This is a genomic window from Nitrosomonas eutropha (assembly GCF_900116685.1).
GTDB lineage: Bacteria > Pseudomonadota > Gammaproteobacteria > Burkholderiales > Nitrosomonadaceae > Nitrosomonas > Nitrosomonas eutropha_A.
On record NZ_FPBL01000001.1, the window covers coordinates 66,664 to 78,670 of the forward strand.

A 12,007-nucleotide genomic window follows, 5' to 3' on the forward strand; every position below is an offset into this window, starting at 1 on the left:
CTTGCCGGGATTCGTCAGGCAAACGCAAGTTGAAGCAGTCTATATTTACCGCATGTGGAAATCGACTGTCATACGCTGTTCAGTGCTATTTATCCTTGCTTTATGGGCTGTGCTCCCCAGTAACAGCCAAGCCTACGATATCACCGTCAGCCTGGAAGAAGCCGAACGACTGGCGCTGACCCGCAATCGTAATCTCCGCTTTGCTCAGCGCAACATCGAGGCCGCTGCAGCAGAAACACTCAACGCTGCAGCCTTCCCTAACCCCACACTAGCGATTAGTGGTGACCATTTAAATCTCAAATCTAATCCAACTGCGTTCGGCTCCAGAACGCCGACTGAAAGCCAGATTCGGATTGATCAGACTTTTGAACGAGGGGACAAGCGAGCACTACGCATGGCGCAAGCAGGCAGCGAACTCACTGCTACCCGCCTTGATTTTGACGATACGCTGCGACAAACCCGGCTCAACGTGCGCAACGCCTGGTTTGAACTCAAGTTGGCTGAACATAACGTTGACCTGAACAGCATCATTGCCAGTCAGGCCGAGGGTATATTGGAATTGGCTCGACGCCGCTATCAGGCAGGCGATTTATCCGGTGCTGACCTGGGACGTTTTGAAGCTGATGCTGCCCGTGCCCAGGCAGGTGTACGCACTGCTGAAAGTACACTTACCCGTGCCCGCACTGCATTGGGTATTTTGCTGGCTGACGAAAACCACGCGCTACAGCTTGTCACGCAAGGTGACTGGCCAGAAGAAAAAATAAAATTACCTGATACAGCCACCATCACCACCGCTATTTCTCAACGCCCGGATACGCTCGCCGCCACCGCACGGGTAGAAGCTGCTCGACATCATGTTGGGCTGGCACAAGCAAGACGCACACGTGACGTTACTGTTAGTCTCCAATATGAACGCCAACCGGCCGATATCACCCAGCCACGTAATTCCCTTGGCTTCGAAGTTTCCATTCCACTATTTCTCGGCAATAATTTCGAGGGTGATATTCGCCGTGCCCATGCCGAAATGGCACTAGCTGAAGATCAGCTGGAAGCAATTCGCGCCCGCACCCAGGCCGAAATTAACCAGCTTGTCGATGAATTACAACGTGCCAGCGACCGCTGGCATGCCTTACAGGAACAGGCGCTACCAGCTGCCCGTCGTACTGCCAGCGCCGCAGAGCTTGCTTTCAGCAAGGGAGCGATCAGTGCGCTGGAGTTTCTAGATGCACAGCGCATTCTACGGGCTGCCGAGCTGGATACGCTGCAAGCCCGTAGTGATCTGGCACAAGCACACGCCGCTCTGGATGCAGCACTGGAAATTACCATTTCCAAGGAACAGGAACCCGCTTCATGATGAAATCTCGATTGCGCAAGATCAAAATGATCGCCATCACCCTGACAATTGTAATTGCAGGTATTGCTGGTTACTGGTATTTCAGCCAGGCCGTCCCCCAACCTCCGGCAGAAAATGCCAACTCAAACCACACCCGGGATCAACTGATATTCCCACCCGGGGCCCCTCAGCTTGCCTACATTAAAACCAGCGCTGCCGTCTCGGCAATGCTACCGGCCAGTGAGCCACTGGCTGCAAAGTTGGCGCTGGCAGAAAACCTTACTGCCCGTATCAGCCCGGCTGTGGCAGGCCGCATCTTGCAACTGCATGTCGAGATTGGCGATCAGGTTAAGACTGGCACGCCACTGGTAACACTGGATTCGCCCGATTTTGGTGCAGCTATCGCCGATCTTCATAAAGCAGCAGCAGATGCCACCTACAAACGACTTGCCTATAAACGAGCACGCGAGCTTTGGGCCGGTGAAGCCATCGCTCGGCGTGATGTGGAAAGTGCCCGTGCGGACTGGCAGATTGCAGCCGCAGAAGCTGAACGCGCACGCCTACGGGTAAAAAATCTGGTACCGGGAGGCAAAATGCAGGATGAGAAACTGGTGTTATATGCACCGATTGACGGTACGGTAGCTAATCGTCAGGCTAATCCTGGCCTGGAAGTTCGTCCGGATATGGCTGTGCCCTTATTTGTCATTTCCAATCTATCGCATTTATGGGTGCTTGTGGACGTTCCGGAACGATTGATCAGTCGGGTACAAAGCGGCAACCCACTGCTACTCAACTTCGACGCATTTCCAGGAAAATCTTTCCTTGCCTCCATTACTCGCATCGCACCGGTACTTGATCCGAATGTTCGCCGAGTACAGGTGCGCGCTGAAATAGACAACCCGGACGGCACGCTACGGCCAGAAATGTTTGCTCGCGCCCAGTTGATTGATCCGCGAGCGGATAGTGTAGTCCGATTACCGGCAGAATCAGTCATTACCGGTGGGGTTCATCCCACCGTATTCGTTGAGACTAATGCAGGTGAATTTATTCAGCGCCGTATCCGCATTGCCTTCCAGGATGCTGAATCTGTCTGGCTCGAACCGGAAAATGGAGGGGTAGCAGCCGGAGAAGAGGTTGTGATCGACGGCACCATGCTGCTTACCTCAGAACTTGCTGCCGGAAACTAAAATGCTCAGTCGTCTTATCTCATTTTCGATCAAACAGCGGCTTTTTATTCTCGTTATGACGGGAGCACTGCTGGTGGCTGGCATACATGCTTTTATCGAACTGCCCATCGAAGCATTTCCCGATGTTCAAGATGTACAGGTACAAGTCATCACACAAGTCATCGGTCAAGCGCCGGAAGAAGTCGAGCGCAGCGTCACTATTCCGATTGAACGAGAAATGAGCGGCGTGCCGCAACTGACCCAGCTGCGCTCGGTTTCCATTACCGGGCTGTCAGTCGTCACCATGACATTCGCCGACGGTGCCGAAGATCGTCTGGCGCGTGCGCAAGTACTGGAAAAACTACAAACAGTAAGTTTACCGGCAGGAATCACACCAGAGCTAGCCCCACTGACCACTGCTGTTGGTGAAATTTACCGCTACGTGGTCGATGCTCCGCCGAACCTGCCACTGTATGAGGTCCGAGCCATTCAGGATTGGGTTATCCGTCCAGAACTGCGGCGTGTACCCGGTGTAGCAGATGTAATCGGCTTTGGTGGCACTATCAAGGAAATTCAGGTCAACGTTGATCCCAACGCATTACGTAAGTACCGATTGACACTGGATCAGGTGAGCCGTGCGTTGAGTGAAAATAATGCCAATACCGGTGGTGGCATTATCCGGCGAGGCGGCGAAGGATTAGTACTAAGGGCTATTGGCTTGTTTCACACGATTGAGGACGTAACCACCACTGTGATCACGGCGCATGACGGCAAGACCATTACTGTTGGTGATGTTGCAGCTGTTCATGTCGGTGAACATACACCATCTGGCATCGTCTCCCTTGCTCAGCGCGATAAAGATGGCAAAGTTTCAAACCGTGACTCAATTGTCGAAGGCATCGTGGTGATGATCAAGGGCAGCGATCCGAGTAAGATTATTCAGACACTCAGGGCTCGGATCGATGAACTCAACAGCCAAGCCAAGCTTCCGCCAGGTGTGCAGATACACCCAATCTACGAGCGTACCCAACTGGTTGAACACACGGTGGCAACTGTGGGGGAAAATCTACTCATCGGTGCGTTGCTGGTGGTTGCAGTCCTGATCATATTCCTGCGCGACTGGCGAGCCTCACTGATTGTTGCCTGCATCATTCCATTGACACTGCTGTTTGCCTTCATCATGATGAATGCACGCGGGGTATCCGCCAACCTGATTTCGCTGGGTGCAGTTGATTTCGGTATTATTATCGATAGCGCCGTCGTGCTGGTAGAAGCGCTAATGGTGCGGATGATGCTACAAAAAAAAGGTCCGGAATCTGGGCCTGATGCTGCTAAATGGCGTATCAGCACCTTGCGGCAAACTGCTATCAGCCTGAGCAAACCCATCCTGTTTTCAAAGGCAATTATCATCTTGGCCTTTGTACCGATATTTACGTTTCAGCGCGTGGAAGGAAAAATTTTTTCACCGGTTGCCTTCACTCTTTCCTTCGCATTGATCGGTGCCATTATCCTGACACTCACACTGGTCCCTGCCCTGCTCTCCTATCTATTGCAGCGCGGTCCCGTTCAGGAGCCTCACTTGGCCTGGATGGAGCGCTTGCAGAATGGCTACCGGCGATTGCTTAACTGGACAGACGCCCGCCCCCGCATCATAACCGGCATCACAACAATCTCACTGGCAGCAGCACTCGCACTGCTACCGGCAATCGGTACAGAATTTCTGCCAAAGCTCGACGAAGGAAACATCTGGCTGACTATCGCTCTTCCCCCTTCCATTCATCTGGAGCAATCAAAGGAAGTAGAACGTGCAGTACGGGTAAAGCTGGCAGCTTATCCAGAAGTCAAAACAATTGTCTCCCAGGTTGGCCGACCAGATGATGGAACTGATCCCAAGGGAGCGAATAATCTGGAAATACTGGCAGATCTCAACCCTCACAACAGCTGGCGATTCCGCTCCAAAGAAGAACTGGTGGCGGACATGTCACAAGCTTTGAAGGCTATTCCGGGTCTGCCCACCAATTTCTCACAGGTCATTCAAGATAATGTCGAAGAATCCCTATCCGGTGTCAAAGGTGAAATTGCCGTCAAGGTATTTGGTCCTGATCTGGATATTCTGGAAGATAAAGCAGAACAGATTGTAACTATACTGAATCACATTCGCGGCGCTGTGGATGTGGCTGCCATTAAGGTTGGTGGCCAAACCGAGGTGACCGTTACTCCGGATCGGCAGAGACTGGCGCGTTATGGTATCAACATCGCAGATATCAACAATCTTTTTCAGATGGCGTTCGGTGGTACAGCAGTAACCGGCTTTTATGAAGGCGAGCGACTCTTTAACGTTAATGTTCGGCTGGCATCAGACTATCGCCATACCGTCACCAACATTGCCAATCTGCAGATAGCAATTCCGGGCAGCACCGGTGCTTTTTTGACATTGGGCGAATTGGCTCGTATTGAAGTACGCCAAGGTGCTTCACGCATCGCACGCGAGGCAGGAGGTCGTGCCGTTTCGGTCAAGTCAAACCTAATGGGACGTGATCTGGGCAGTTTTATTAATGAGGCTCAGAAAAAAGTAGCTGAGCACGTTCACCTGCCACCTGGCTACCGAATTACTTGGGGAGGACAGTTCGAGAACCAGCAACGAGCGATGAAACGATTGATGATTATTGTGCCTGTCAGTCTGCTCGGTATCTTTGTATTATTGTTCTGGGCGTTTAAATCCGTACGTGCAGCACTTATTATCTTGCTAATTGCCCCACTCACCCTGATTGGTGGCCTTGCCGGACTGGCACTCTCCGGCTTGCATTTATCCATTTCAGCTGCAGTTGGATTCATCGCAGTCTCCGGTATTGCAGTGCAGAATGGAGTAATTATGATAGAGGAAATCGTTGGCCTGGTTCACAAGGAACGATCGTTTACTGAGGCGGTGCGGGAAGGTGCTGTACTGCGTCTGCGGCCGATATTAATGACAGCCCTGATGGCGGGCTTTGGTTTACTACCAGCGGCGCTGTCCCACAGTATCGGTTCAGAGATCCAGCGTCCGTTTGCAGTGGTCATTGTCGGCGGTATTATTTCTGCTACCTTCTTCACACTGGTACTGTTGCCACTCATGTTCAACCGACTGGCGCGGCCAAAACACATGAAATCCTGAATTAATCCGGTGTTATATATCACGAGACGAGCTGGAGAACACAATGCGTATTCTGGTTGTCGAAGATGATTCTCTGGTGGCAAGCGGTATCAAACAAGGTTTGACTAATGCGGGCTACACGGTCGATGTGGCGAACACAGCCGGGAATGCGGAGATCCATCTGCAAGAAGAGAATTTTGATCTGGTGGTAGTGGATATTGGCCTGCCGGATATAGATGGATTAACGCTGGTACAACGACTGCGCAACCGGCAGATGCGTCTACCCGTATTGGTACTGACGGCGCGCGGCAGTATGGAGGATACGATTGCCGGCCTGGATGTGGGGGCAGATGATTATATGGCTAAGCCATTCCGTTTACCGGAGCTGGTGGCGCGTATCCGTGCACTGATTCGCCGCGCCCATTCGGTTACCAGTACTGAGTTACGGCACGATCAGCTGATTCTCAATACCGGTAGTCATACCGCCACTCTGCATGGCCAGCCACTATTCCTGACCATGCGTGAATGGACCATCCTTGAAATCCTGCTGATGGCTTCACCTAAAGTAGTCAGCAAGGACAAGCTGTTGCAAAGCCTGGCTGGTTGGGACAAGAATATTACACCAAATGCCATTGAAGTTCATGTATCGCGGTTGCGCGCCAAGATTGCGCCTGGTGGCATTGGAATTCGCACAGTTCGCGGCATTGGTTACCGCATCGATCAGAGCCTCTCATGAAATCCGATCATTCCCATCCATTGGGATTGCGGCAACGATTACTGCTTTGGATATTGCTCCCTTTGATTGCAGTATTTACTGGAAGCATCCTGCTTGATTATCGCCTGGCCCAGGAAACAGCCAATACTGCCTATGATCATTCCCTAAATGATGCAGTGCTGGATATTGTCGCCTATATCCAGACTACCGGTCTGAATCCCGGATTGCATCTGACTCCCGAAGCAGAAGCCATGCTGCGTTCCGATGCAACGGATAAAATTTTCTTTGCTATCCGTGGCCCTGATCAACAGCTGCTGGCCGGTGACGCCGACTTGCCGATCTACCCCGGATCGTTGCGTACCCGGCCGATATTTGTTGATGATATCTATCAGGATGAAGAAATTCGCGCCACCACTCATCGAGTTGCCATCAATGGTAATGAAATCACCATCACGGTAGCGGAAACCATGCGGGAACGGAATCACGCCAGCCACCGCATACTCGCCGCAATTGCTTTCCCCAATCTGATGATTGTTGTCGCAACATTACTGGTAATCTATTTTGGTGTCCGGCGCGGTCTGGTACCACTTGTACACATTGAAAACCAGATTGCCAGCCGCTCACCACGCGATTTGCGTGCACTCGATATTGAGCATGTCCCACGCGAAATTCACCCGATGCTTACCCGGCTCAACGAGCTGTTTGAATCACTGCGTCTGGCTGCTGCAGCCCAACAACGTTTTTTGGCTGATGCAGCACACCAATTGCGCACGCCGTTAGCTGGTTTGCAAACCCAGATCGAGCTGGTGGCTGCAGAAGGAAAATATCTCCGCAACGAAGAGCGACTGGCGCGTATTGAAGAATCAGTAGAACGTATCGCGCATCTGGTTACCCAGCTGCTGATCTACGCACAAACCGAACCAGCGGCTTCTGCCAACCAGATTTTTCAGCCAGTGGCCCTACACGAACTGGCTGAAAGCGCAGCATCAACCTTTATTGATCGCGCCCTTATCAAGGATATTGATCTCGGTTTTGAAATCGAGCCGGCTGTTACCGAAGGTATCGCCTGGATGCTGCGTGAAGCTCTGGGAAATTTAATTGATAATGCACTGCGCTATTGCCCTGCTGGCAGTACCATCACGGTTTGCAGCGGCATTCGTTTCGACCATCCCTACCTGGCGGTGGAGGATAACGGCCCCGGCATTCCAATTGAAGAGCGTGATAAAGTATTTGAACGCTTTTACCGTATTCCCGGATCGGTCAGTGGTGGTTGTGGACTGGGCTTATCTATCGTCCAGGAAATTGCACAACTGCATACCGCAACTATCAATTTCTCCGAACTGGCTGGTGGTGGCCTGACAGTTGTACTCACCTTTCCCGCAAACGATATGAAAAACGAGTGATGTAAAAAAAGAAAGCCTGCCATTTTACAGAAAACAATGTAAAAGGCAGGCCAAAGTAGAGGAGGAAGCAACTGGTACCAGTAAAACACTCAGCTTATCCAGGGAAGGATCTGAAAGAAGAAATTTGCATTTTTTCCTTCAAATCTATATTCATATCGCATAAATATAAACCTGAGTACTAGGTGTTACGGATAATGGAGTTGATTATGCCCTTAAAAATAAAGATTGAGAATGTGACATATTGCCGCAGGCTGAATTGATAGGAGCTTCGCTATAACAGGAGACACTGCAGAAGGAAATACACCAGAATACTTGTCGGGGAAAATTGCCACATCCCGGATGGACGCATGGCATTTTGCGGTAAACATGAGGGAGTATTTTCTGTGTAATCCTTTCTGGATATGCTCTTGCACCCGAGTGACAGCCGTCTCTGCATGACCTATTGATGCCCCGCCGTGGTAAGATGCTTGACCTGTAACAATGAAATAAATGCACCCATGACCACATCCGAGGAAATCGCCCAATACCTGCAGGATCATCCACAGTTTTTTGAGGAAAATCCTGATCTGATGGAATCTCTCCGTTTCCCGCACCCGTATGAAGGTCGCGCCATTTCAATTAATGAGCGGCAGGTGGCAATGTTGCGTGATAAAAACAGACTTTTGCAGAACAGACTGCAAGAACTGGTTGATGTCGGTGAAAAAAATGATGTCATCGGTGAGAAAATGCATCGCCTGACAGTTGCGTTGCTGGGTTTTGATTCATTACCCGAAATGCTGCACGGGTTGCAGTACCATTTGTGCGAAGATTTCTCCATTCCGCACGTTGTGTTACGCTTATGGCAAATCGATGAACTGGGTACTCAGGCAGACCTTTCCTCCCCTGAATTCAACCAAACCAGCGGCAACGTCCACATTCTCGCACAAGGCATGCCACACCCTTATTGCGGGCCGGAGATAGATGATGAAATCCGGCAATGGTTTGAGATGGATGCAGAATATTTGCAATCCTTTGCTGTTATCCCCTTAAAGAAACAATCCGGTTTCGGCTTGCTGGTGATGGCCAGCCCGGAAGTAGAACGTTTTTTCCCCGACATGGGCACGCTTTATCTGGAACGCTTGGGAGATATGGTCAGCAGTTCCATTACGCGACTAATACAACAGGCTCCCGGAACCGCCACGTGTGAATCCACTTCATGACGAGCAGGATCTTCCTGTCCTGCCATCGCAGCTTGGCGAATATCTGACTTACCTGTCCAGCACGCGCAGCCTTTCTGTTCAAACACAGCATCATTACCGGCGCGACCTGATAGCATTGGTACGCTGTATTGCCACTCAACACGAAAACGGAAACCAGATTTCCGATACTTCGCTAACCCGGTTACATTCGCATGATATCCGCCATTTCATCGCACGCTTACATAGTAGCGGCCTTTCTGGCAGAAGCCTGGCACGTATGCTGTCCGCCTGGCGCGGATTTTATCGTTACCTGATCCGCCACCATCACCATACCGGGAACCCCTGCCTGGATGTGCGTGTGCCAAAATCTCCACATAAACTGCCGCATGCGCTTTCGCCAGATGAAGCCGCACAACTGCTGACATTCAACCCTTCTTCTGATGATGTGCTGGTAACACGCGATCTCGCCATATTCGAACTGTTCTATTCATCCGGATTACGTCTGACTGAACTGACACAGCTCCAACCAACTGATATTGATTTCACCGAGGGCACAGTGCGCGTTACGGGTAAAGGCAATAAAACCCGCATCGTACCGGTTGGCGAGCTGGCGCTGCGCGCACTGCAAGCCTGGCTACCGCTGCGCAGTGCGTGGCTGATACCGGGTGAGACAGCACTATTTTTATCACAGCGCGGGCGTCGCATCCACCCGCGCACAATTGCCTACCGTCTGCATCAGCGTGCCCAATTGCAAAACCTTGATAGCCAGGTACATCCGCACACACTGCGCCATTCATTTGCTTCTCATTTGTTACAATCCAGCGGCGATCTGCGTGCAGTTCAGGAAATGCTCGGGCACAGCAGTATTCGCAGTACGCAGGTTTACACGCACCTGGATTTTCAGCATTTAGCAAAAATCTATGACCAGGCACACCCGCGCGCCAGAAAAAAACCAAAAACAGATTAGATCTTGCGGGGCACTTGAGGATATGGGAGAACTGGATACAGAAGAATCAGGGGTTATTCCCGAGAGCTGACCAGTTTCTTCGGATGATACGTGCTTCTGAAAACAGTTTTTCCAGAGCATCACTGTCATGATCGGTCAGTATTTGCTGCAGTTTGGATAGTTCCAATTGATAAGCTTCAATTTGTGCAAGTAATGCTGTGCGGTTATCGAGGCAGATATCCCGCCACATTTCCGGGGAGCTGGCAGCAATGCGAGTCATACCGTTCAGGCTGCTGCCTGCAAGACGTAAAAGCTCTAGTGGATTTCCCTCACTCAAGGTAAGACTCTGGGTCTGGATATGCTGCATCAACGAGAATGCCAGCATGTGCGGAAGATGGCTGATAGCAGCAAGTATCTGGTCATGCCGTTCTGGCTGCATAGATGAAACCCGAGCTCCACAGTAACGCCAGAGGGCAGCAACATGAACGATGGCCTGTTGATCATTTTCCTGCAATGGCGTCAGAATCACGGGTTTATCCTGAAAAAGATCAGGGAAGGCAGCTTCCGCACCACTGAATTCGGTTCCGGCAATCGGGTGGGCAGGAATAAAACGGCTGATATGTTTACCCAAGTACGCGCGAGCAGCATTAACCACATTCTGCTTGGTACTGCCAACATCGGAAATGACAGTGCAATCTTCTAAATAAGGCGCTATCTGCTGCAAAACACGAGCAGCCTGTTTGACAGGAACTGCGAGTAATACAAAATCTGCACCAGACAGTGCGGCAGCAAAATCACCGGTTTGTTCGTCAATGATGCCCAGCTCAAGGGCGCACTGCATGTTTTCAGGGCTACGCCCGATTCCGGTGATGTGTTTAACCAGGCCAGCTCGACGTAATGCTTGCGCAAATGAGCCACCGATTAATCCCACACCGATAATAACCAGTTTTGAAATGCTGGATGCAGCCATGAACGATGTGTATGGATTGGTGGATGATCAGTCAGATTCTTTCAACGCTTGTTCCAGTGCGTACAGGAATCTCTTATTTTCTTCCTCGATCCCGATAGTTACCCGCAAATGATTGGGCATGCCGTAATTACCCAGTGGACGCACAATGACACCTTGCTGCAACAGACTTTTATAAATTTTTAGCGTATCGGCCTGATGGCCGTCAATCTGGATGCTGACAAAATTACCAAAAGAAGGGATAAAGCCGACACCCAGTTGATCCAGGCCTGCGATCATCTGCTGCATACCGGTCCGGTTTGTCATGTAGGAAAGTTTAACAAATTCAACATCATCGAGCGCTGCCTGGGCAGCCGCCAGACCAATGCTGTTGACATTGAAGGGCTGACGGATACGGTTCATCAAATTGGCAATATCGGCATGCGCCAGTGCAAAACCAACACGTACACTGGCCAGACCATAAGCCTTAGAGAAAGTATGCGTGATAACCAGATTCTGGAAATTTTTCAGCCATGCAACACTGTTAGTCTTGTTCGCTTCCGGCAGATATTCATCATAAGCCTGATCCAGGATAACCAGCACATCCGGCGGAACACGCTCTATAAAACGCAACAGATCTCTGGCATCGCACAGAGTCCCGGTCGGGTTATTGGGGTTCGCAATAAATATAATGCGTGTTTCTGGTGTAATGGCATCCAGCATAGCTTCCAGATCATGCCCATAATTTCTGGCTGGAACGGTAATACCCCTCGCACCTACAGCCTGAGCCAAAAGTGGATAAATAGCAAAAGCGTACTGGGAATAAATTGCGCTTGTACCGGGCCGCAGAAAAATGCGAGAAGCAAGTTCAAGTACATCATTGGAACCGTTACCCAGCACGATTTGCTCGGCAGACACGCCCAGACGATCGGATAAAGCCGCTTTCAGTTCAAAACCACTGCCATCCGGATACCGGGCAGACTCACTAAGCGCCTGAATCATCGCCTCTCTTGCTAATGGGCTAGTTCCCAGTGGATTCTCATTGGAAGCCAGTTTGATGACTTCATTTTTATCCAGGCCGAGATCCCTGACCAGTTCCGATATCGGTTTACCCGGCTGATAAGGTTGGATTGCCCGGATATATTCCGGTGCCAGTTCAAAAAGGTTCATAATACTCAGGAATCTATTAA

9 protein-coding genes are annotated in these 12,007 nt (G+C 50.8%); 7 read left to right on the plus strand and 2 right to left on the minus strand.

Features of this window, described 5'->3' with window-relative positions:
- Position 1: 1 nt before the first annotated feature.
- From BM331_RS00380 to xerC, 7 genes are all read left to right on the plus strand, one after another.
- A complete protein-coding gene (locus BM331_RS00380; RefSeq protein WP_218154521.1) occupies positions 2 to 1,354 on the plus strand; it encodes a TolC family protein in 1,353 nt (450 codons plus the stop codon).
- Positions 1,351 to 2,520 (plus strand): efflux RND transporter periplasmic adaptor subunit, encoded by a 1,170-nt coding sequence (locus BM331_RS00385; protein WP_074925856.1) that lies wholly within the window; start codon positions 1,351 to 1,353, stop codon positions 2,518 to 2,520. Before BM331_RS00380 ends, BM331_RS00385 begins: the two co-directional genes overlap by 4 nt.
- Position 2,521: 1 nt before the next feature.
- Positions 2,522 to 5,650, plus strand: coding sequence for an efflux RND transporter permease subunit (locus BM331_RS00390; RefSeq protein WP_074925859.1), 3,129 nt, complete (start codon positions 2,522 to 2,524; stop codon positions 5,648 to 5,650).
- A gap of 43 nt (positions 5,651 to 5,693) precedes the next feature.
- Positions 5,694 to 6,365, plus strand: a complete 672-nt coding sequence (locus BM331_RS00395) for a response regulator (RefSeq protein ID WP_074925860.1) — start codon at positions 5,694 to 5,696, stop codon at positions 6,363 to 6,365.
- Positions 6,362 to 7,747, plus strand: a complete 1,386-nt coding sequence (locus BM331_RS00400) for a sensor histidine kinase (protein WP_074925863.1) — start codon at positions 6,362 to 6,364, stop codon at positions 7,745 to 7,747. Before BM331_RS00395 ends, BM331_RS00400 begins: the two co-directional genes overlap by 4 nt.
- A 497-nt stretch (positions 7,748 to 8,244) precedes the next feature.
- Entirely contained in the window at positions 8,245 to 8,946 is a 702-nt protein-coding gene (locus BM331_RS00405; protein ID WP_074925866.1) for a DUF484 family protein, read from the plus strand.
- The gene (xerC, locus tag BM331_RS00410; RefSeq protein WP_074925868.1) at positions 8,930 to 9,892 is read left to right on the plus strand and encodes a tyrosine recombinase XerC; all 963 of its coding nucleotides are present in this window, start codon (positions 8,930 to 8,932) and stop codon (positions 9,890 to 9,892) included. Before BM331_RS00405 ends, xerC begins: the two co-directional genes overlap by 17 nt.
- A gap of 46 nt (positions 9,893 to 9,938) precedes the next feature.
- Here the strand turns inward: xerC and BM331_RS00415 are convergent, their stop codons facing one another.
- Both BM331_RS00415 and hisC read right to left on the minus strand, forming a co-directional pair.
- Positions 9,939 to 10,841, minus strand: coding sequence for a prephenate dehydrogenase (locus tag BM331_RS00415; protein WP_074925871.1), 903 nt, complete (start codon positions 10,839 to 10,841; stop codon positions 9,939 to 9,941).
- Positions 10,842 to 10,868: 27 nt separating this feature from the next.
- Entirely contained in the window at positions 10,869 to 11,987 is a 1,119-nt protein-coding gene (hisC, locus tag BM331_RS00420) for a histidinol-phosphate transaminase (protein ID WP_074925873.1), read from the minus strand.
- Positions 11,988 to 12,007: the final 20 nt, after the last annotated feature.

Bases quoted from the DNA above. Each gene is read 5' to 3' on its own strand.
- BM331_RS00385 (WP_074925856.1), top strand. From the start codon at position 1,351: ATGATGAAATCTCGATTGCGCAAGATCAAAATGATCGCCATCACCCTG.
- BM331_RS00390 (WP_074925859.1), top strand. From the start codon at position 2,522: ATGCTCAGTCGTCTTATCTCATTTTCGATCAAACAGCGGCTTTTTATT.
- BM331_RS00395 (WP_074925860.1), top strand. From the start codon at position 5,694: ATGCGTATTCTGGTTGTCGAAGATGATTCTCTGGTGGCAAGCGGTATC.
- BM331_RS00400 (WP_074925863.1), top strand. From the start codon at position 6,362: ATGAAATCCGATCATTCCCATCCATTGGGATTGCGGCAACGATTACTG.
- BM331_RS00405 (WP_074925866.1), top strand. From the start codon at position 8,245: ATGACCACATCCGAGGAAATCGCCCAATACCTGCAGGATCATCCACAG.
- BM331_RS00415 (WP_074925871.1), bottom strand. From the start codon at position 10,841: ATGGCTGCATCCAGCATTTCAAAACTGGTTATTATCGGTGTGGGATTA.
- hisC (WP_074925873.1), bottom strand. From the start codon at position 11,987: ATGAACCTTTTTGAACTGGCACCGGAATATATCCGGGCAATCCAACCT.